The following is a 21,375-nucleotide window of genomic DNA, read 5'->3' on the forward strand; positions in this document are numbered from 1 at the left end:
AAGCGAATGCACCCATGCTGCCTGACACGCTCAGGGCCGCCTTGGACACGGCCCTGTCCCGCTACTCGCCGCAGGAGTTGGCCCGGTCGGTCGCCCAGCTCACCGAGCGTTACCGCATCCCGTCGGCCGGGGGGACGCACCTGCGCGGCCAGGCCGATGTGGCCGCCTACGCCGCGTACCGCATGCCCGCCACCTACGCCGCCGCCGGCAGCGCGATGCGCCAGGCGGCGGCGCTGGCACCGGGGTTCCAGCCGGCGACGCACCTCGACGCGGGCGGCGGCACCGGCGCGGCGATCTGGGCGGCGGGCGCGATCTGGCCGTCCCTGCGGCAGGTCATGGTCATCGAGCACGACCCGCACGTCATCGACCTGGGCAGGCGTCTTGCCCGCGCGTCGGAGTCCGCCGCGGTGCGGGACACGACCTGGCGGCACGCCGCCATCCGCCCCGGCCTGGACCGGCCGCCGGCCGACCTGGCGACGATGTCGTACGCGCTGGGCGAGCTGCCCGAGCGGGACCGCCCGGACGTCGTGCGCTGGCTCGCGGACGGCGCCACCCTGGTCGTCATCGTCGAGCCCGGCACCCCCGCCGGCTACGCGACCATCGCCGCCGCCCGGGAGGTGCTGGCCGGGCAGGGGATGAGCATCGTCGCCCCCTGCCCCCACGACGGCCGCTGCCCGATCCAGCCCGGACGCGACTGGTGCCACTTCTCCGTACGACTGCCCAGGACCTCCCTGCACCGCCAGGTCAAGGCGGGCACGCTGAGCTTCGAGGACGAGAAGTTCTCCTACGTCGCCGCCATGGCGGGCCCGTCGCCGCGCGCGGAGGCCCGGGTGCTGCGTCACCCGCAGAAACGTAAGGGCGTGGTGTCGCTGCGTCTGTGCACGGCCGAGGACGGGATCCGCGACGTGATCGTCTCCAAGCGGCAGGGCGAGCTCTACCGGCGTGCCAGAGACGTCGGCTGGGGCGAGGCGTGGCCGGACCCACGGGACTGACCTCAGGAGCGCCTGGCCGCGAGCTCAGCCAGGTCGCGGACGAACCACAGGTGGTTGCCGCGGTTGGACTCCAGCACCCAGGCGCGTAGCGCTTGGCTGGCGTCGGTGAAGCGGGAGATGTCCCCGACGATCGCCAGTCCGATCCGGTAGTTGACGAACTTCTGCGCGATCTCCCCCGCCACGCCGGTGCGCAGGGAGAAGAAGTCCTCGTGCAGCCGCTCGGCGGGCACGGCGACCCAGGTGGCGCCGTGCCCCCAAGCCTCGCCGATGAGGTCGAGCACGTCGCGCTCGTCGCGCAGCAGCGGGCCGTCGGGCGCGCACACGTGCACGCCGTGGCTGCCGCTCACTGCCGCACCAGCGCGTCGATGATCCGCAGCACCTGGGCACTCTCCTCGAGCCCGCCCAGGACGATGACCTTCAAGTGGGCCCGCTCCTCGTCGTAGACGAACTCCACACGCAGCCCGTGCGGCTGCCCCGCGAGCGAACCCATGACCATCGTGCTGATCCGGTCCATATCACGCCGCTCGACGCCGTCGACCTGCACGATGCTGGACACCTCGGCGTGCCGCCGGACCTCCGGGGCGTCGTCGGGCAGGCCGGCGAACGCCGCCAGGTCCTCCCTGGCGATCCGATAGTGCTTGCCGACCCGCACGGCCGGCAGCCGCCCGTCCCGCACGTAATTACGGACGGTCTTGACGTGCAGCCCCAGTCGTTTGGCCGCCTGGTCCACGGTGTATTGCTCCATAACATTCCCCATCGTAGGGCATGTTAGAGAGTGATAGGGAATCAGGCGTGAGGTCCGACCGACACGGGACCGATGGTGAGGCGCGGTCGCCCCTCCAGCACCTCCCCCACCCGCTCCACCTGCTCGTCCAGCTCGCGCACCTGCGCGGAGGTGAGGTCGCAGAGGAGCTCCACCGTGATGTCGATCTTGTTCCCGGAGCGCTTCTGGTGCCACACCCCGCGCACCTCCCCGTCCACGAGGAGCACGGGAAAGTTCCCCGCCTGGCCGCCGGCCAGCGCTCGCTGGGCCGCCGGGCCCGGGTAGAGCAGCTCGCGCGGACGGCCGGCCACCACGTACGCGTCGAAGTACGGCAGCAGCCGCACACCCCGCGGAGGATCCTCGGGGAACACCGTGTCGCCGGCCACCACCCAGGCCCGCCGCCCCTCGAACAGCACCTCCTCCAGCCCGGCCTCCTCGAACCCCCGGGCCGCCCACCGCACCGGCCCGCCGGCCCACTGTGCGAACTGGTCGGGCGTGGCGGGCCCGTACGCCGTCAGATAGCTCCTGACCAGGCCGCCGAGCCCGTCGGCGACCGGCTGTGCAGGGGGCGGGGCGGTGTAGGTCACCTTGCGGCCCCGGCCCGGGCCGAAGACGATCGCGCCCCGATGCCCCGCCAGGTGCATCGCCTGCCGCCAGCGCGGCCACATCACCTGGAACGCGGGCATGACCAGGTCCCCCGCCCACGGCCCGGTGGCGGCGACGACCGCGTCGCTCAGCTCGTCGATCGTCATCTCGGCCCCGGTGAGCACTTCGCGGATGGCCTCCACCACCTGCTCGGTCTGCTCGGGCGTCATCTTCACGGACTCGGGGAAGGGGCTGCGCCCGGGCGGCACCGACGACATCGCGCTCACCCACATGGGCAGGTCGCGGGCGGGCAGCAGGTGCACGGTGCCGCGTGGCCCGAACGTCTTGACCAGGCTGCACTCCCTCCACAGCGCCTCGCGCACGTGCTGCCGGGTGACGCCGTCCAGCCGCAGCGCGACGGACGCCTCGCCGGCCGACATCACCTGGGCGTGCGCCCCGCACATGGCGGCCACGGCCTGCGCCGGGTCCGTCTCGCCCCAAGGCGCGGCGCCCAGCCCGGCCCGTTCCAGCCGCCGCGCACTCACCTGCGGCCACGACACTTCCCTCACCACGTCCTCCTCAGCTCGCACTGCTCACGCTAGAGGCGAATGCGGAAGACTTCATTCCGCAATCAGCCTCCCCATGCCGAAGTAAGTGGTCGTAAAGCCATCTTCAATCCGACATCAGTACTCTCACCCCTCATGACCCGCCTCAGTCCCCGCCTCGGGCCGCTCACCCCCCGCCAGCGCTGGCGCCGGGTCAGGCTCCAGGCCTACTCCTGGGCCCTGACCGGCGCCTACCGGCTCGGCGCCATGCATCCGGCCATCTGGCGGCTGGTCGCCCGCGGCTACCATCCCGCGCTGGACCGGGTGGCCGCCAGGCACGCCAGGGTGGCCTGCCAGTTCGCCGCCGTGGACGTGCCGGCGTACCGACACTTCCTGCGGGAGAACGGCGCCGAGCAGGCCAGGCGCCTGGCGGACTTCCCCGAGACCACCAAGCACAACTACGCCGGCGTCTACGACGAGCAGAGCCGCTGCCAGGAGGGCAGGCTGCACCGGCCCGGCGTGATCGTGGACGAGTCGTCGGGGTCGAGCGGCAAGCCGTACAACTGGGTACGCGGGCCGCGCGAGCTCAAGGGCATCTACCGCAACGCCGCCGGGTACATCGAGCTGGTCTTCCCCGGCGAGCGGCTGTTCGTGATCAACGCGTACTCGATGGGCGCGTGGGCCACCGGCACCACCACGGGCGCCGCCATGGCCCGCATCGCCATGGTCAAGAACACCGGTCCCGACCTGGAGAAGATCACCGACACGCTGGAGCACTTCGGGCCCGGCTACGACTACGTGGTGGCCGCGTACCCGCCGTTCCTCAAGCACCTGCGCGACCGCCTCGACGAGGCGGGCTTCCCTTGGCAGGACTACCGCATCCGCGGCATGGTCGGCGGCGAGGGCATGACCGAGGCGCTCCGCGACTACCTGGAGGAGCGCTTCGAGGAGGTGCGCTCCGGCTACGGCGCCAGCGACCTGACCATCGGCATGGGCGCGGAGAGCGGGTTCAGCGTGTGGCTGCGTAAGCGCCTGGCCGTCGACCAGCGGCTGCGCGACCGGCTGCTCGGCCCCGGCGAGCAGCGGCTGCCGATGATCTTCCATTACAACCCGCTGGAGACGTTCCTGGAGGTCAACGGGGACGGCGAGCTGCTGTGCACCATCAACACCAAGAGCTGCCTGCAGCCCAAGCTCCGCTACAACGTCGGCGACGAGGCCCGCCTGCACACCCTCGCCGAGGTGCGGGAGGCGCTGGGCGCTCAGGAGTACGCGCGGGCGTGGACCGACGAGCGGCTGAACCTGCCGCTGCTGTTCCTGTTCGGCCGCAAGGACTCGACGATCTCCTACATGGGCGCGAATCTGTATCCGCAGGACGTCGAGTATGGCCTCTACCAGGGCAATCCGCACGCCGCGGCGATCAACAGGTTCTGCCTGTCGCTGGAGGAGCTGCCCGGGCTGGAGTACCGGCCGGTGATCAACCTCGAGGTACGCGGCGACGTGGACCGCGGGGAGCTGGCCGACATCTGCCGCAAGGGCGTCGTCGCCCACCTGAGCACGGTCTCACGCGACTTCGCCGAGTCGCTCAAGGAGGACCCGACGGCAGCCGACCTGCGGGTCAGGATCTACGACCTGGATGAGGGCCCGTTCGCGGGCTTCACGAAGATGAAGAACGTCTACCTGGTGAAGGACGCATGAGGACCACGGATTTCAGCAAGGCGCCACCGCAGGGGCAGGCGACGGCCATGTTCGTCGGGGCCACCCGTTACCGGGGGCCGTTGTCGATCCTCACGCTGACGCTGACGTGGTTCCGCATGGTGCGCGACATGAAGCGGATGCGGGGCTACCGCTGGCACAAGGTCTACTGGGAGTTCCCGTACACGCTGGGCACGCTGGCGTTCTTCGATGACCGCGACGCGCTGCTGCGCTTCGCCCGCAGCCGGCACCACCGCAAGCTCATGCAGTGGGTGACGGACGGCACCAAGAACGCCACCGGCGGCTACATCAGGCTCTACAACGCCGAGCCCGAGGGCTACAGCAACGGCGTCTGGCGGGCGGAGGGCGGGCCGATGGCGCACATCGAGACGTTCACACCGCTGACGACGGAGGACGGCGACGGCCCGCCGGTGAAGCGCCCGTGACGGAGCCCGCGGAGCTCGCGGCGCTGCGGCCCGTCGAGACCCGCCGTGACCTGCGCGAGTTCCTCTCCCTCACCGACCGCGTCTACGCCGGGGAGCCGCGGTTCGTCCCGCCGCTGCACGCGCAGGCCCGCACCTGGTTCCGCCAGGGCGTGCGGATGTACGTGCTGCGGCGGCGCGGCCAGGTAGTGGCCCGCACCACCCTGCACACCGACGCCGCGCTGGACGCCAAGCTGGGCGGGCGGACGCAGCTGTTCGGGCTGACGGAGTTCGCCGAGGAGGCGGCGGAGGAGCTGTTCGACGGGATCTGCGCCGCAGGGCGGGCCGAGGGCAGGCAGACGGCCTTCGGTCCCGTGTCGCTGCTGCCGAACCAGGCGGGCGGCGTCATCACCTCTGGCTTCGGCGACCGGGGCTTCATCGACAGCGCGTGGAACCATCCCTATTACCCGGCCGCGTACGAGGCGTACGGGTTCGCCCGCCGCTTCGAGTCCGACACCTGGATCTGCCCGGTGCCGGACAAGGAGGTGTTCGCCTTCGACGACCGGCGGATCGAGGCCGAGCGGCTGCGGGTGCACCGGGGAGACCGGCGGCGGGTGGCGGAGCAGCTGCCGATCCTGCGGGAGATGCTCAACGCCAGCTTCGCCCAGCTCGGGTACTACACCGAGATCTCGGCCGAGCAGCTGGCCGCGCAGACGGACGGGCTGGCGTACCTGCTGGACGAGGCGCTGCTGCTGTACGTGACGAAGGCGGAGCGGCCGGTGGCGTTCGTGCTGTGCCTCCCCGACATTTCGGAATATGTCGCGAAATGCCGGGGTAATCTCCACCTCTTGCAGCAGCTCCGGCTGCTCGCCACCCGCTCCCGCTACCGCCGCGAGGCAGTGCTCATCATCAAGGGCACGGTCCCCGGCGAGCAGGGGCACGGCTACATGCGGCTGCTCGCGCGCGAGCTGCACGAAGGGCTGCGCCGCGGCGGCTACCACACGCTGCGCAGCACGTACGTCGAGCGCACCAACCCCGGCTCCGCCGCCCAGTACGTCGCGATGGGCGGGCGCCCGCTGCACGGCTACACCTTCTACGCCAAGGATCTCCTCTCGTGAACGAGTTGCGGGCGCTGGAGCCCGACTTCTGGCGTGCGCCCAGCGCGCACAACACCCAGCCGTGGACGCTCACCTACGGGGCGGACGAGGTCGCGGTCGGCTGGGACCCGGCCAGAGCGCTGCCCATCAGCGACCCCACGGAGCGCGACCTGCGCCTCAGCCTGGGGGCGTTCGTGGAGTGCTGCCTGATCGTGTCCGCGGACGCGGGGCTGTCCGTCGCCTTCCGCCCCGACCCGGGGCCGCTGCGGGCGGGCTTCCTGCACGGGGCGGCGCAGCCGTACCGTACGCCGTTCACCACGGCGGACGTGCGGGCGCGGGGCGCGAACCGCGGCGAGTACCACCCCGGACGGCTGCCGGACGAGGTGGCCGCCGGGCTGGGCGGGATGCGCCGGGTGGCGTGCCGGGAGCTGGCGGACCTGCTGCTCGCGGCGGACCTGCACCAGTTCGGGGACCGGGAGGTGACGCGGGAGCTGCGTGCGTGGTTGCGCCTGACGCGGCGGCACCGCCGCTATCTTCTGGACGGCCTCAGCGACCGGGCGCTGGCGCTCAGCCGCCTCGAGTCGCTCGCCCTGCGCGCCTCGCTCGCCCTCTACCCGGCGCTGCGCCCGCTGGGGCTGCCCAGGGTGCTGGCCGGGGCGTCGCGCGGGCTGCTGGACTACGACGGCGACGTGCTGGTGCTGGTCGGGGCGGCCGGCGACGAGGTGGAGCAGGGGCGCCTGCTCATGCGGCACTGGCTGACGCTGTCCGGCCTCGGCTACACCACGCATCCGCTGAGCCAGATCATCGACTGCGGGCCCACGCGGGAGGAGCTGGCGCGGCGGCTGGGGGTGGACGATCCCGCGTCCCTGCTCCATGTGGCCCGCGTCGGCCGCCCGAAGGCGCCTGCCGCGCCGTCGGCCCGCGTCAAGGAGGGGTAGGGCCGGCCACGCCCGTCGCCGCCGCTTGCGCATGGGCGTACCTGGCCTGGGGTCGGTCATTCGTCACAACGGAGCTCCCGCACCGAACGGTGATCTTGGTCGACACCGTTCGGGCAGGAGCTCCGTTTCTCTTTCGGCTAACGTTGACTACGCCGTATCACGCTTGACCACACGGCATGGGTATTAGTTGGGGGGGACCGCCGGCGGCCTGAAGATCTCCCAGATGCGATAGACGCGCGCCCACCCCTTCGAACGCGGAGCCTCCGACACGTACGGCTTGGAGGCCGGGCCGTGCGCGGTGCCCTGCCACGCGATGCCTTCCGTCTCGGTCCGGGCGCTCCTCGTGTACGCCCCGGTGGGCTGGGTCCTTCCCAACTGCTCGTCGATCGAGCGTCTCTGCGCGTCGGTCAGCCCGCGCGACTGAGTCTGGCCGGTGTTCGGGGGATTTCGCTGTGCCTTGGGCGGCGACTGCCGTTGGACCGCCCTGCGACTGGTCGGACGGACGGCGGGCCGATGCCTGACCGTGGTCCGGGGCCTGCTCGCACGCCTGGTCACCGCCCTGCGCGCAGCTTCGGCTCGTCGCCTGGCCGCCGCGGCCCGGCGCGCTGCCGCTGCCGCTCGTCGCCTGGCCGCCGCGGCGGCCGCCCGCTGCCTGGCCAGCGCGGCCTTCTTCCTGGCCGCTTGCGCCGCCCTCTTCTTGGCCGCTTCCGCGGCTCTCCTCCTCGCTGCTTCAGCCGCCTTCTTCCTGGCCGCTTCGGCGGCCCTCCGCCTGGCCGCCTCCAGGGCGCGCCTTCTGGCCGCTTCGGCAGCCCTCCGCCTGGCCGCGGCGAGCGCCGCCCGCCTGGCCGCGGCCTGCGCCGCCCGCCTGGCGGCGGCCTGGGCCAGCCTCCTGGCGATGGCACGTGCCGCGATCCTGGCCGCGATGCCCACGGCGAACCAGAACAGCTGCCCGTCGGGGTCGCTCATGGTGACCGGGCTGTTGTTGGCGTAGGCGTAGGCGTTGAGCTGCTGCGGATCGCCCTCGTCGATGATCGGGTCGACCGACAGGAAGCGGCCGTTCCCGGCGTCGTACTCGCGGGCGCCGAGGTGGACGAGCCCGGTGGTCGCGTCCTTGGTGCCGCCGACGAATCCGCGTTGTCCCGGCCACCAGGGTGGTGGTGTCCCGCGGTCCTCGCCGAACGGGGTCTGCCTGCGGATGGCCACGTCTCCGGTGCCGGCGTTCACCATGGCCTGCGCGGTGCCCTGATGATCGTTGGCCATGAAGAAGACCTGGTTGTCCGGCGTGCGGACCGCGATGGCCTCGCCACCGATGGTGTAGTAGCGGGTCTGCTCGACGACGTCCTTGGCGTAGTCGAAGCGCAGCTCCATGTCGTCGATGTAGAGGGTGGCGTCGGTGGGGGTCTTGCGGAGCAGCCGGTCGCCGTCCGCGTCGTAGATGAACGAGGTCGTCTTGCCGGCCTCGGTCACCGATTCCAGGTTGCCTTCGGCGTCCCAGACCAGGCTCTGGTCGGAGGTGCCGACCTTGCGCCGGGTGGTGTTGCCCGCCGCGTCGTAGGCGAAGACGTCGGCTCCGACGGCCTGGAGCGCGTGCGGCTGCTTGCCGCCCGCCGCCGGGTAGACGTAGTCGCGCACGGTCTCGGCCGCGCCGCCCCAGGCGTGCTTGATCTCCTGGGTCCGGTTGCCGGTGACGTCATAGGCATAGCTGACCGCGTACGGGGCCACGCCGCCGATCTTGTCGGACTGCGGAGTGCCACTGGCGCAGTCGTCGGTGGCCGTCCACGCCGAGGTCAGCCGGCGCAGATGGTCGTGCTTGAAGCACTGCGTGTCCTGGCCGACCCTGTCGGCGATCTTGGTGATGTTGCCGACTGCGTCGTAGGTGTAGTTGAGGTCCAGGTCGGAGGCGGCGGCACCTGCGCGGTCCAGCCGCATGCCGGTCAGCCTGCGGGTGCCCTCGTCGTGGGTGTAGGTGAGCCAGGTCTTCTTGGTGCCCTCGCCCAGCTCGTACTGGAGGGTCTCGCCCATCTTCGAGTAGCGGGCCGCGCTCACATACGCCGACAGCCCGGTGACCTTGGTCGGCTGGCTGAGCCCGTCGTAGCTGTAGACGACCGACTCGGCCTCCAGCCCGCCGCCGGCCGGGAAGCTGATGGACTGGACCTGGTCGTCGAGCGTGTAGCGGGTGTTGAGCTGGTAGGAGCCGGCGAGCTTGCCCTCCCGCGCCGGGATGGTGATCGTCTGGCGCAGGGTGCGGTAGTCGGCGTCCATGGCGTTGATCTCGGCCGTGTACGCCTGCCCGTCCACATATCGGATGCTGGCGTTGAGCTCTCCCTTGGCCAGTGCGTCGTACTTCCACTCGGCCAGCAGCGGGCCGCTCGCCGAGCCTTCGCGCATCTGCGTCTTGCGACCCAGGGCGTCGTAGCCGTACCACAGAGTCTTGCCGCGGGCGTCGGTGGTGGTGACGATCTCGTCCGCGTCGTTGTACGTGGTGGTCGTGACGCCCTTGTCCGGGTCCTCGGTCTTGATCTCCCGGCCGCGCAGGTCGTAGTGGTGACGCCACACGTTGCCCGCCGGATCGGTCACCGTGGACAGGCGGCCGGCGTGGTCGTAGGTGTACTTCGTGGACTCATACTCGCCGGTCGGGGTCGCGCCCTTGTACTGGCGCAGCTCGATCAGCCGGTCCTGCGCGTCACCGATCCTGGTCGTGGCCGTACCGCCCGGCGGCGGTGTGACGTGGACCCTGTCGCCCTCCTCCTTGACCGTCACCCGGTACTTCTCCACGCCCTTCACCTTGAGGATCTGGGCGTTGACCTCGCCCGTGCCGTCGAACAACGACACGACCTGGTTGGGGACGGCGGAGTCGGCCACCGCCAGCAGATCGGTGGACGGCGTGCCCGTGGCGAAGTAGCCGGTGTTGGACTTGTACTCCTCGCCCTGAGAGTTGTGGAAGGTGTCGGTGATCGTGCGCCCGTCACGTAGCGCGGGATCAGTCGTCTGATCGTCCGTGGGCGCGGGTTCCTGGGTCTGGCGCTCGCGCATCAGGCCGTCGTACAGCTCGTGGCTGGTGGTGTAGCCGCCGTCCGCGCGCAACGTCTTGGTGGTGACGACGCTGGGGCCGTCGGTACGGACCGTGTAGGAATACTCGGTGCTGGGCGACTGCCCGGCCGCCTTGCTGCGGTCGGCCTGCCAGACCTTGATCAGGCGGCCGAGCGCGTCGTACTCCATGTCGACGCGGCGGTTGTTGGCGTCGATCTCGGCGATGGGCTCGCCCCAGGCCGGTTCGAGCAGGGTGCGCTCGACGTGGCCGAGCTGGTTCGTCTCCGTGGTCTCCGTCGCCGGGGCGCCGGCGGCCGGGCTGTAGGTGGTGACGGACTTGGTGCCGACCGGGTCGGTCTCGCTGGTCTCACGGCCGTAGACGTCGTAGGTGCGGGTGGCACCGGTGATCGTCGCACCGTCCGCCGAGACGAGCTCCTGGACCGAGGTCACGTCGCCCTTGGTCGGCGGCTGGCCGTGCGCCTGGCCGTCGTACTGGACCCGCTCGTCCGAGATCACCTCACCGGCGGCCAGCGTGGAGACCGCGGTGCCGCAGCCGGCGGCGACCTTCTGGACCCTGCTGGGGTAGTCGAGCATCCAGGACGTGTCATTACGGGCGTAGCTGTAGCGGGTGCACTCGTCGTCATCGGCGCTCGCCAGGTCGCCCTTCTCATCCACGTGGAGGAGCAGGCCCTTGGCGTCGTACGCGCGCTCCTCGCCGGTCCGTTGCCACGTGCCGTTGGCCAGCGCGGTACGGGTGACCATGGACTTGGGCTGGACCACGTACGCGGCCTTGGTGACGCCGCCCTGCGTGGACTCGGCCGTCTTTACCGACCACGGCTCCTCGACGGTCGCGGTCATGATCGCGCCGCCGTCACCGTCGAAGAGGATCTCCTCCCGCTCGAAGCCGGCGAGCTGGTCAAGGTCGTCCAGCTTGACGCCCTCGGAGTCCTCCACCTGCGCGCTGCGCTTGGAGCCGTCGGCCAGCTTGTCGCCGTGCATGCCGCGGAAGTAACGGAACTCCGTGAGCGTGCGTTTGCCGTCCTGCCCGTCGCCCTGGCGGACGCGAACCCGGCCGAAGCCGCGGTAGTCGGCCCAGGTGCGGTGCTCCGGCTTGACCAGGATGTTGTCGGCGTAGCGCCAGCCCGCGCCGTCCAGGTACTCGTAGTCGGTGACCACGTTGGGCGAGCCCGCGACCCGGTCGACCTCGATGGTCTGGGCGACCAGATACTTGTGGAACCAGTCGGTGACCTCGGCCTCGTTCGGCGGGGCCCAGCGCTGCGGGAAGCAGCGCCTGGTGTTCTTGTCGGCCGTCAGCACGTCGCCCGGCTTGCAGTCGGCCGCCGAATAGTTGATCCGCAGCTCACCGCCGGACTCGTTGTTGATCGCCTGCACCCGCCACTTGACCAGCGGGGCGCGCCCCTCAAGGGCGTCCACCCGGTTGGGGAGCTGCACGCCGGTGAACTTCACCGCGGGCAGCGTGATCGTGCCGCCCACGTGACCGGTCTGCTGGATCGACGCCAGCCACAGCGCCGGGCTCATGCCGTCCCCCGAAGCGGGGAACTGGTGCGCCAGCGCCCACGAGTCCACCGCGCAGTACTGCGCGCCCGAGCATTTGGCGGTGTTGGTGTTGAGGATCTGGGTGGTGACCTTGGCCAGGCGCTTGCGCGTGAAGAACGTCGGCGCCAGGCGGTCGGTGCACGTCACGCCCGCGTCGCAGATCTGGTCGAACGGCACGTCCGGCCAGTGACTCGCGGTCTCCTTCTTGAGCTGGTCGGGGGCGCAGGTCACGGTGCCGCTGGGCAGACAGCGCTCGGCGACGTCGAAGACCACGCGGGCTGCGGGGGCCTTGGTGAACAGCTCGTTCTTCAGGTAGCCGTAGTCGATCCGGGTCAGGTACGCGCCGCGCACGTACTGGGTGCCCAGCTCCGGCTTCATGTTGCGGCCGTAGTAGTTCGTCTCGCGCTCGTACCAGTACGTGGTGGCGTTGCCGTGGGTGTCCACCTCATAGTCGAGGTTCCACCGGTAGGCCTGCTGGCACCAGGCGTTGGCCGGGGTGCTGTTGTAGCAGGGTTCGCCGCTGTTGTTGCCGAACACCGGCACCGTCTGCGCCGACTTGGTCTCCGGCTTGCCGGTCGCCCAGCCGGGCAGCCGGTTCTGGCCGAAGGTGTACTGGGTGCCATCGGGGGTCGTGACGCGCCAGTACTCGCCGTTGTTGTCGCCGTTCGTGGCGCCGGTCAGCGCCTCGATCCGGGTGCCGTCGTCCCGCTTGGGCCGCCACTGCTTCGTGGTGGCGTCCTTGACGAGTTCGACCGACGAGTCGCCCAGGGACATGGTGGCGTTGTCCTGGTCCCAGCACAGATCGCCGGTCTTCTTGCCGTCGATCATGCAGGACTTGTAACGCCGCTCGATGAAGCCGCCGGGGTTGAGCTCGAAGCCCTCACCGGCCCAGGACGCCTGGTTGTTGGTGGAGGCGGTGCGGCCGTCCACGCTCTGCGAGGAGTAGGACAGCGACACGCCTGGCTCCTCACCACCCAGCGCCGGAGGCGTGCGCAGCTCATAGCCCCAGGTGAAGTCCCCCGACTGAGGACCCACACTCCACTCCGACGAAGCCGCCAGCGAGGTGGCGGCATGGTCGCCCGACGGGCCGGACGCAGCCGCGGTCAGCGCGTACAGGCCGCCCGTCTCCACCTCGGCGGTCACCGTGCCGTTCGTGACGTTGTTGTCGCTCTTCACCGGCTGCGGCTGAGCGCAGCCGGCCGCGCCGGTGAGCGCGCACTCCTCCAGCTTCACCAGGCGCAGCCGGGAGCCGTAGTCACCGCCGTAGGCGTACCGGAAGCCGGAGTAGTCCACCTCCAGGCGGGTTTTGACCGGCTTGGCCGCAGCTGCCGCTGCCACCCCCTGCCCCGGCGTGACCCGCATCGCCAGGCCGAGCAGGTCGGTGTCGAGCAACTCGACACTGATCGGGGCCGTCGCCTGCGCCGCCTTGGCCGTCCCCGGCGCCAGCTTCACCGGGAAGCCGGCCGCCAGGGTGGAGACGGAGCCGCCCAGCTGCGCCTTCTGCGGCTTGGGCCAGGTGACGGCCGGAGCCGCCTTCCACGCCTGCTTGGCGGCGGGATCCGCCAGCGGCGGCTTGACGGGGACCTTCCCGCCCGTCACCGGCGCTTCTTTCTGCACGGCCGGCGCCGAGCGCGGGGCCGCGTAGGCGGGCATGGCGTACGCCACGGGCACGACGAGGACGATCGACAGCGCCGTCGCCAGCCGTCGCGGCCAGGCGGATTCGGGTTTGGGAGGGAGCGGGTCGTTCCAGGACGGGTCGGGGAGGTCGGGTGTTTCGTCGGGGGTCTGAAAACGATTCCAGCGGGATTCGGGCAGGTCTAACTCGTCGGGCAGGTCCATGAACCTCTCCCAGTCGGGGGTGCTGGTCGGGAATTACTGGGCTGCTAGTTGGGCGATCTGCTCGGCGCTCAGGACGCCGTCGTACGTGCGGACGTCGTCGACGGTCCCCGGCCAGTAGCCGGTGAGGACGCCCGCGGTCTTGGTCCGGCCCAGATGCAGCGGGCCGGTGGCGCTCCATTTGCTGACGTGGTTGGTGACGGTGGTGGTGGACAGGCGGCCGTTGACGTAGATGCGGAGCTGGCCGGCGAGCGGGTCGTACACGCCGGCCAGATGGGTCCATTCGAGCGGGTTCGGGATGGCGTCGGAGCGGGTCCGTACGAGGGCCGCCGTGTCGGTGTCGTCGGCGGCCATGCCGAACAGCCACCGCCCCTGCGCCTGGTCGTAGCCGAGCTGGAACCCGGCGGCCCTGCTGCCGACCTGGGCCACCGCGGCGGTGTCGGCCGTCGGCAGGTAGTCGAGCTGGGTCCAGAGGGCGACCGTGAAGCCGGTGGCCGTGGACACGGCCGGTTTGGCGGTCTGGGCGGCGCCGGTGGCGCCGTCGAGCGCGAGCGCGCCCTCCAGCCAGCCCGGCGTCCAGGAGGCGGCGCCGGAGAGCGTGGCGGCCGTGGCCCGGCCGGATGAGTCGGCGGCGGTGGTGCCGGACTCCTCGTCCAGCGTCCAGTGGCCGACCAGGGTGGCGGCGCTGTTGACCAGGTCGGCGACCTCGTCGGCGAACATGGCCCGGCCGTAGACCCGCACGTCGTCGACGTCACCCGGCCAGAACTCGGCCGCCGCGCCCGCGACCTTGCCGCGCCCGATCGTCAGAGGGCCGGTGGCGTTCCACGGCGGGGTGAAGGCCACCGTGGACTCCAGGTGGCCGTTGACGAAGAGGGAGAGGGTGCCGGCCGCCGCGTCGTACACGCCTGTGAGGTGGGTCCATTCGTTCAGGCGCGGCGCGGCGGCCGACAGGGCGCGCGCGGTCGTGGCAGCGTCCGCGTCGGCGCCGGTACGGGTCAGGGCCCAGCGGTCGTCGGGCTTGGAGTACTGCAGCGCGAACGCCCCCGTTCTGGTGCCCTCCTGGGTGACGAGGGTGGCCGTGCCGGTGGTGGCGGTCAGGCGGGCCCAGGCGGTGACGGTGAAGTTGCGGGTGGTGTCGGCGACGGGGCCGGAGGTCTGGGCGTAGGCGTTGGCCAGTTGGAGTCCCGCACCGGTCTTGCCGGTCGTCCACGTCGCGCCGTACAGCGTGGCGGGGTGGGTGTTCGCGGCGTCGCCGGCCACTGGGCCCCCACCCTCGTCCAGGGCCCAGTGGCCGCTCGGCGCCTTGCCTGCGTTGACGTTGAACACGTACGTGCGGATCGGGCCGAGCTGGCCCGCCCGGTCCTTGCTGCGTACCGACAGGACGTTGGGGCCGTCGTGGCGCGGCGTGAGCTGGATCGTGGCCGTGCCGTCCGGCCCGGGTGCGACCTGCGTGCCCGGCGTGGCGTCAAGCCCGTAGACGTAGGCGGCCACGTCGGTGACGCCGTTGGGGGCGAAGGTGAACGCGCCCGCCAGTCCCACGCCGTCGTTCCAGGTGTTCTCCGCGTATTGCGGCGAGGTGACCTGCGGCTCCTTGCCGGGGGCGGTGGCGTCCACGGTCGCCTCGCACCACGGGCTCCACGCGCTGCTGGCTCTGCCGTCCTCGGCCAGCACCCGCCAGCGGATCAGCGCGCCGTCGGCGTACGCACCCGCCGGGACGACCGCGGAGAACGCGGTGCCGCTCGACCCCAGGGCGGTGACGTACTCGCCCAGCTTCACCCCGGCCGCCGACCACCACTCGAACCGACCCTTGACCGAGTTGTCGGCGTCCTTCAGCCTGGCCCACAACTTCGGCGTGGTGCTGCTGATGACCGGCCGCGTGTCGCCGGCGGCGCAGGCTCCGCCCGGGTCGGACCACGCGTCGGCGGCGAGCGGCGCGGTGGGGATGGAGTTGTACTCGATGACCACGCTCGGGTTGTTCCTGAACTTCTTCCAGGCCCAGACGTCGGTCTCGCTGGTGGCGTAGAGGCCGATGGTCATGGTCGGCCATTTTTTGGCGGCGGCGTCGGCGGCCCATGACGTGACGTCGAACTCCACGCCGCCGGGCAGGCAGGACGAGCTGTAGCCCTTGGCCACGTTCACCGTGGAGAGCAACCTGGTCTTCGCCGGCGGATTGTTCCAGGTGGTGCTCTTGCTGATCGCGCTGGTCCCCCAGGCCTCCACCTTGCGGGCGCTGCACGAGTACGACCACGTCTCGTACGTGCGCAGCGTCGCCTTGATGATCTGCTTGCCGTGGATGGCCGAGCCGGTGTTCATCTGGAAGAACGAGCGGTTCGTCTGGGTCGAGCTGATTTTGCCGACGCGGGCGACGTCGCTGGAGTTGAGGTAGTTGGAGTTGGGCCAGTTCTTCCAGATCGCCGTCCACGAGCCGCGCGCAGCCGAGAAGTACGGGTCCAGATAGACGGGGAACTTCGTCCTCGGATCCGCCAGCATCTTCCGGTCCGGCTTGAGCTGCATGTGCCTGTCCGCGACCTCCACGCCCATCGTGGCTTCGCGGGCCTCCGGTGAGCGGCCTTCTTTGAGCGCCTGCGGGCTGGTGATGCCCTCCGAGTCCCACATCTTCGGGGTGGGCGCGATGAAGATCGTCCCTCCGCTCTCGTCGACGGCCTCCAGGTTGCCGACCTTGTCCGTCTTCACCGAAAGCCCTTGGGCGGCTAGCGGGTAGGTCAGCTCGGTCAGGCTCGCCGCGGCGGCCCGCGACTTGACCACCAGGAGGTGCGAGAAGCCGTCCACGTCCGCGGTGACCTGGAGGTCCACGCCCGGCATGACCTCGGGGTAGGTGGCGGTGTCACCGTTGAGCGCCGGCTCGGGCAGCGTGCCCGGCCAACCCAGCTCCAGGACTTTGGCGCCGCGCGACAGGCGGGCGAGCGGGGCGTCGCCGCCGCCGGAGAACGTCAGCCCGGCCGCCGTGGCGACGGGCTCGACGGCGCCGTCCGGGCGCAGGCGGAGCGTGGTGTCCACGGGGACCCAGCTGCGCCCCTTGCGGACGCGTACCGGGCGGACGTGCTGCTCCATCGTGTAGGTGCCGTCGGGCTCGGCGAAGACCTGCCGGGTCTCGCTGGTCAACGCCTCCACCTCGACGGGCCGGTTGTCCCGCCGGGCCTTCTGCTCAGGCGAGACCGGCGGCGTGTCCTCCGCGACGGCGACGGGGCCCAAGGGGCCTAAGGAGTCCAAGGAGATCGTCACGATCGGGAACGCCAGCGCCGCCGCAGTCAGTACACGCACAACCCGCATCTGTCCTCGCCCATGGTGAGCTGGCGTTACGCGCGGGACGGCAGGACCGCCCGGGCGTTTCCACGATCTTCGATTGACGATCGGATTCTCACCCTGAGTCGGGCGCAGGTCCAGGGTTCTGGTCATTCTGCTCAAATAAATCTTCAACACCAGGGTTCGCACGAAAAAAACTGTCAGACCTCCGTCGGCAGCGGCCACGCACCCGGATTGACCCGCTTGACGATCTCTCCGGCCGCAGGTAGTCGTCCAACTCCAGCACCAGCGCCGTCAGCGGCCGCCCGAACCGCGCCCACGCGTCCAGGTCGTCGTCCGTCGCCCTGTGCAGCGACGGCGAGAGCAGGATCGCGCCCTCGACCAGCGGGTCGCGCCCAGGCGGAAACATGCTGGTGAGAGCCGGACCATGTCATGAGCCGCAGGCGGCCCGTACCTCTTCGATGAGCCGCGCCGCCTCGTCGATGACGCGGCCGATCTCCTCCGGCGTGCGCCCGGCCGCCGCGAGCAGCGCCTGCGCCCGCTCGCCGAAGCCGTCCGGCGCGGACGGCAGCCGGCACAGAGCAACCTCGCCCACGTAGGCGTGGGAGTCAGCCCCCGCCGTCCACCCAGGGATCCCACCCGCCCGGCTCCGTCACGTCGACCGGCTCGCCGGTCACCTCCCGTGCGAGCGCCCGCAGCCGGTGCACCCGAGCCGTCCCCGGTAGTAGAGGCCCAGGTCGATGTCCGAGTCCGGCCGGTGCGTGCCGCGGGCCCGGCTGCCGCCCAGCACCACGGCCGCCACACCCGGCACCCCGGCCAGCCGGGCGGCGACGGCGTGAAGATCCTCATCCTGCACGAAACGTGCCTACGGGTGCCGCACGCCGGCGGCGGCCCTCACTGCCCGAGCCAGATGCGCCGATAGGCCTCGCGGTAGCCGCTCGGCTCCCATGAGGTGGTGTTGCCCACGTTCCCGGTCGTGGTCAGGTGCACGGGCGTCACGTACCCGCTGGGCGGCCGGCCGGCGAAGGCGCGGTTGAGCTCGTCGATGATCTGGCTGCCCTGAGCGTTCAGCGGCTCGGGGACGGTGGCCTGCTGGAACTGCCGGTTCCGGATGCGCTGGAACGCCGAAGGATCGCCGTCCCCGGCGCCGATGGCGTAGGGCGGCCCGCTGCCTTTCCGGCCCGCCGCACGCAGCGCCGGGGCGGCGTCGGCGAAGTAGACGTCGTTGATGGCGACCGAGTGCGTCCACCGCTCGCCGAGGCGTGACAGCAGCGAGGAGGCCACCACCGGCATCCGGATGCCGGTGTCGGGCAGCGGGATGTTCTCGTAGGCGAGCAGCTTGACGCCGGAGCAGGTCTGCAGGGTCTTCCTGATCAGCTGGGACTTGTTCTCCGCGAAGGGGATCGAGGAGTCGGTGAAGATCACGGCACCGGCGCGGCCGTTGGACGTGGCGATGATCCAGTACGCGCTGATCCTCGCGACGTCCTCCACCCGGCTCGTCACGTTGGTGAAGAGCCGGGGATTCGCGCTGGGCCCAGGTGACCGGGTCGCGTGCCAGCCGACGAGCGGGATGCCGGCGTCGTTGGCGTTCTTGACCTGCTGAGCCACGGAGTCCGGGTCGAACCCGCCGATGACGATCCCCGACGGCCGGAGGGCGATCGCCTGGCCCATGGCCGACCGGACGCCGGACGGGGTGCCTTGGCCGTCGATCACGCGGACGCGCCATCCTATGGTCCGGGCGGCCTCCCGCACCCCGTTGGCGGTGCCCGCCACGCCGGGGTTCGTCATGGTCGACGCGACGAAGACCACGCTCTTGCCGGGGACCGCGCGCGGCCCGGTCGTGGGGCCGTCCCACGGAGTGGTCACCGCTTCGGCCCGGGCGACCGCCCGCACGGCCGTGTCCGTCACGCCGGGGCACGGACTGGCCGCCCGGTCGGGTGCGCCGTCCGGCGCGGGACCGGGTGCGCCGCGCGAGCAACCGCCGGCCAGCACGGCGGCCAGCACGGCGGCCAGCACGGCGGCCAGCGCCGGCACGCTCGCACGGCGCCGGAATCCGCTGAGATTCATGCGCGCCTTCATGCTCACGCCTCCTCGGTCAGCGGCGGGCGGGCGCGTGTCCGGCGTCGTGCGGAATAGCCGGCCAAGCCGACCGCGATGAGCAGCGTGACCCCGTTGAACAGGGGTGTCACCCAGAAGTCCGCCCCCAGCTGGCTGATGCCCGACAGGCCGATGGCGAGGACGGCGACGGCGACGACGGTGCCCCAGGGGTTGGCCCGCCCGGGCTTGAGGGTGGTGGAGCCGAGCAGCGCGGCGACGAACGCCGGCAGCAGGTGGTCGAGCCCGACGCTCGGGTTGCCGATCTGCTGCTGGGCGGCGAGCAGGATCCCCGCGAAGCCGGTCACCAGGCCGGAGCCGGCGAAGGCGAGGATCACGTACCGGCGGACGGGGATCCCGACGAGTTCGGCCGCCCGCGGGTTGGAGCCGATGACGTAGAGGTAGCGGCCGAGCGCGAGACGCTCGAGCACGATCCAGAGCACAGCGGTCAGGACGAGGACGTAGTAGGCGGCGATCGGCAGGTTGAGGAAGGTCGATTCGTACAGGCCGGTGAGGCCGGCGGGCAGGCCCTGCGGGCCGGCGAAGATCCGGGCGCCGCCCGTCACCCAGCCTGTGACGGCGTACATGATGCTGCCGGTGCCGAGCGTCGCGATGAAGGAGTCGATGCGCGCGAACTCCACGAGGAAACCGTTGATCACGCCGACGGCGACGCCGCCGGCGAGCACGGCCAGGCAGGCCTGGGGCCACGGCCAGCCGGCGTTGACGACCAAGAGCAGCGTCATGACATGGCTCAGGCCGAGCCCGTAGCCGATGGACAGGTCGAAGTTGCCCGTGACGATGGGGATCATCGCGCCCTGCGCGAGGATCGCGATGATCGAATAAGCGGAGATGATCGCCGTCAGGTTGGCCATCGTGGGGAACGTGTCCGGCAGGGCGAGCGCGAACACGACGAACAGGACGAAGGCCAGCGCCGGCAGCCCATACCCGCCGATGAGGTGCCCGGCGGCGAGCCGCCGCCGGACGAGCTCCCTGGTCAGCAACGGTCCGCCCGGCGGCCGGCGGGCGGGGCCGTGGCCGCGTGGGTGAGGGCGGCGACGGTGAGGCCGTCGCCGCTGAGCTCGGCGGTCACCGTGCCGTGCGTGAACACGAGCGCGCGGTCGCACATGTTCACGACTTCCTCGAAGTCCGCGGAGACGAGCAGGGCGGCCAGCCCGGCCGCCAGCGCCTCGCCGAGCAGCCGGTAGATCTCGGGCTTGGCGCCGACGTCGACGCCGGCCGTGGGCTCCTCGAGAATCAGGAGACGGCGGTGGACCTCGAGCCAGCGCCCGAGCAGGATCTTCTGCTGGTTCCCGCCCGACAGCGCGGCGAAAGGCGCCTCGGTGTCGGCGGGGCGGACCTGCAGGCGCCTGATGACCGCCGTCGTCTCGGCCCGCTCCCGCCGCGCCCCCGCCGGGCTCAGCGGCGATCGGCCGCGCGTCGCGGGGTTGGCCAGGAGGTTCTCCCGTACGCTCAGCTCCGGGGCGGCGGCTTCCTCCTGCCTGTTGCCGCTCACGAGGCTGACGCCCGCGCCGACGGCGGCCGACACCGAGCCCGGCCGGTACGGCCGCCCGGCCAGGTGCACGCGGCCCGACAGGACGGGACACGCCCCGGCCAGCGCGCGCCCGATGTCCACGTGCCCGGCGCCCGCGAGCCCGACCAGGCCGAGCACCTCGCCCGCGCGCAGCTCGAACCCGACCGGTCCCGCCTGCCCGGCACGCATGCCGTCCACGCGCAGCAGGACCTCTCCTGGCCGGCGGAGCCGGTGCCGGAAGACCCTGCTCTCCCGGCCGACGATGTCGCGTACGAGATCGGCCGGCCGGCGGCCGGCGAGCGGTCCGCGGCTGACGACGCGTCCGTCGCGGAGGACGGCGACGCTGCCGGCGATCTGGTAGACCTCGTCGATCCGGTGGGTGACGTACAGGATCCCGTGGCCGCGATCGCGGAGCGTACGCAGCACGTCGAACAGGACGACGCAGTCGGCGGCGGGCAGGGAGGCGGTCGGCTCGTCGAACACGAGGATCGTCGCGTCGGTGGCCAGCGCGCGGGCGATGGCCACGAGGGAGCGCTCGGCCCGCGTCAGCTGCGCGATCCGCAGGTCAGGGTCGAGGTGAGAGGCGATGGCCCGCAGGGCGTCCGTGCCGCGCCGCCGCACCGCGCGCCAGGAGATGAGGCCGCCGCGCCGGGCGTATCCGGCGCCGAGGGCGATGTTCTCCGCGACGCTCATCCATTCCACGAGGCCGAGGTCCTGGTGGATGAAGGCCATGCTGACGGAAGCTGCCTGACTTCCCAGGGGGTGGCCGGCCACGACGACCTCTCCCCCGTCGGCGCGATGGATCCCGGCCAAGATCTTGATCAACGTCGACTTGCCGGCCCCGTTCGCGCCGAGCAGGGCGAGGATGTCGCCGCCGTGGAGGTCGAGATCCACCCCACGCAGCGCGTGGATGCCGCCGAAGTGCTTGCGGAGTCCCCGGATCCGGACGAGCGGCTCCGGGACCGTCGCTGATCCCGGCCTGTCCGGACGGTGATTCGGCATGTCGTTGTGCACAGCTGTCTCCGCGGG

Annotated in this window: 15 protein-coding genes; 5 read left to right on the plus strand and 10 right to left on the minus strand. The window is 71.4% G+C overall.

Translation table 11 applies throughout. The features are described 5' to 3' along the window. Positions 1-14 precede the first annotated feature (14 nt). Complete coding sequence (locus EDD27_RS21075; RefSeq protein ID WP_127933936.1) at positions 15-992, plus strand: small ribosomal subunit Rsm22 family protein; 978 nt, start codon at positions 15-17, stop codon at positions 990-992. A 2-nt stretch (positions 993-994) separates the two neighbouring features. On the opposite strand, the gene EDD27_RS21080 is transcribed toward EDD27_RS21075, so the two are convergent. Genes EDD27_RS21080 through EDD27_RS21090 form a run of 3 tightly spaced genes read right to left on the minus strand, consistent with a single transcriptional unit; the run spans position 995 to position 2,909 of the window. Continuing rightward, positions 995-1,339 carry a DUF4180 domain-containing protein gene (locus EDD27_RS21080; protein ID WP_127933937.1) on the minus strand — a complete coding sequence of 115 codons (345 nt, stop codon included), beginning with the start codon at positions 1,337-1,339 and terminating at the stop codon, positions 995-997. Further along, on the minus strand, positions 1,336-1,749 hold the full coding sequence (locus EDD27_RS21085; RefSeq protein WP_241564166.1) for a helix-turn-helix domain-containing protein: 414 nt from the start codon (positions 1,747-1,749) through the stop codon (positions 1,336-1,338). The genes EDD27_RS21080 and EDD27_RS21085 overlap by 4 nt, the downstream gene beginning before the upstream one ends. A gap of 29 nt (positions 1,750-1,778) precedes the next feature. Continuing rightward, positions 1,779-2,909, minus strand: coding sequence for a winged helix DNA-binding domain-containing protein (locus EDD27_RS21090; protein WP_206641559.1), 1,131 nt, complete (start codon positions 2,907-2,909; stop codon positions 1,779-1,781). Positions 2,910-3,041: 132 nt separating this feature from the next. Between EDD27_RS21090 and EDD27_RS21095 the strand changes: the two genes are divergently transcribed. The 4 genes from EDD27_RS21095 to EDD27_RS54415 are packed head-to-tail and all read left to right on the plus strand — an operon-like array spanning position 3,042 to position 7,034. After that, a complete protein-coding gene (locus EDD27_RS21095) occupies positions 3,042-4,580 on the plus strand; it encodes a phenylacetate--CoA ligase family protein (RefSeq protein ID WP_127933938.1) in 1,539 nt (512 codons plus the stop codon). Further along, positions 4,577-5,023 carry a DUF4188 domain-containing protein gene (locus EDD27_RS21100; protein WP_127933939.1) on the plus strand — a complete coding sequence of 149 codons (447 nt, stop codon included), beginning with the start codon at positions 4,577-4,579 and terminating at the stop codon, positions 5,021-5,023. Before EDD27_RS21095 ends, EDD27_RS21100 begins: the two co-directional genes overlap by 4 nt. Next, complete coding sequence (locus EDD27_RS21105) at positions 5,020-6,117, plus strand: hypothetical protein (protein ID WP_206641560.1); 1,098 nt, start codon at positions 5,020-5,022, stop codon at positions 6,115-6,117. The genes EDD27_RS21100 and EDD27_RS21105 overlap by 4 nt, the downstream gene beginning before the upstream one ends. After that, a complete protein-coding gene (locus tag EDD27_RS54415; RefSeq protein ID WP_164903714.1) occupies positions 6,114-7,034 on the plus strand; it encodes a nitroreductase family protein in 921 nt (306 codons plus the stop codon). The genes EDD27_RS21105 and EDD27_RS54415 overlap by 4 nt, the downstream gene beginning before the upstream one ends. 183 nt (positions 7,035-7,217) lie before the next feature. Here EDD27_RS54415 and EDD27_RS21115 read toward each other — a convergent pair whose 3' ends face one another. The 7 genes from EDD27_RS21115 to EDD27_RS21145 form a co-directional block, all read right to left on the minus strand. After that, positions 7,218-13,460 carry an RHS repeat domain-containing protein gene (locus EDD27_RS21115; RefSeq protein ID WP_127933940.1) on the minus strand — a complete coding sequence of 2,081 codons (6,243 nt, stop codon included), beginning with the start codon at positions 13,458-13,460 and terminating at the stop codon, positions 7,218-7,220. Between the two features lie 33 nt (positions 13,461-13,493). Beyond that, positions 13,494-16,748 carry a LamG-like jellyroll fold domain-containing protein gene (locus tag EDD27_RS21120; RefSeq protein ID WP_127933941.1) on the minus strand — a complete coding sequence of 1,085 codons (3,255 nt, stop codon included), beginning with the start codon at positions 16,746-16,748 and terminating at the stop codon, positions 13,494-13,496. Positions 16,749-17,151: 403 nt separating this feature from the next. Then, positions 17,152-17,316, minus strand: coding sequence for a hypothetical protein (locus EDD27_RS54420; protein WP_164903715.1), 165 nt, complete (start codon positions 17,314-17,316; stop codon positions 17,152-17,154). A gap of 78 nt (positions 17,317-17,394) precedes the next feature. Continuing rightward, the gene (locus tag EDD27_RS21130; RefSeq protein WP_127933942.1) at positions 17,395-17,577 is read right to left on the minus strand and encodes a nucleotidyltransferase domain-containing protein; all 183 of its coding nucleotides are present in this window, start codon (positions 17,575-17,577) and stop codon (positions 17,395-17,397) included. A gap of 38 nt (positions 17,578-17,615) precedes the next feature. Then, positions 17,616-18,800: a substrate-binding domain-containing protein gene (locus EDD27_RS21135; protein WP_206641561.1), complete on the minus strand. Its 1,185-nt coding sequence runs from the start codon at positions 18,798-18,800 to the stop codon at positions 17,616-17,618. A 2-nt stretch (positions 18,801-18,802) separates the two neighbouring features. Continuing rightward, positions 18,803-19,816 (minus strand): ABC transporter permease, encoded by a 1,014-nt coding sequence (locus EDD27_RS21140; protein ID WP_206641562.1) that lies wholly within the window; start codon positions 19,814-19,816, stop codon positions 18,803-18,805. After that, positions 19,810-21,348, minus strand: coding sequence for a sugar ABC transporter ATP-binding protein (locus tag EDD27_RS21145; protein ID WP_127933943.1), 1,539 nt, complete (start codon positions 21,346-21,348; stop codon positions 19,810-19,812). The genes EDD27_RS21140 and EDD27_RS21145 overlap by 7 nt, the downstream gene beginning before the upstream one ends. Positions 21,349-21,375: the final 27 nt, after the last annotated feature.

This window comes from Nonomuraea polychroma (genome assembly GCF_004011505.1).
In the GTDB taxonomy this organism is placed as follows: domain Bacteria; phylum Actinomycetota; class Actinomycetes; order Streptosporangiales; family Streptosporangiaceae; genus Nonomuraea; species Nonomuraea polychroma.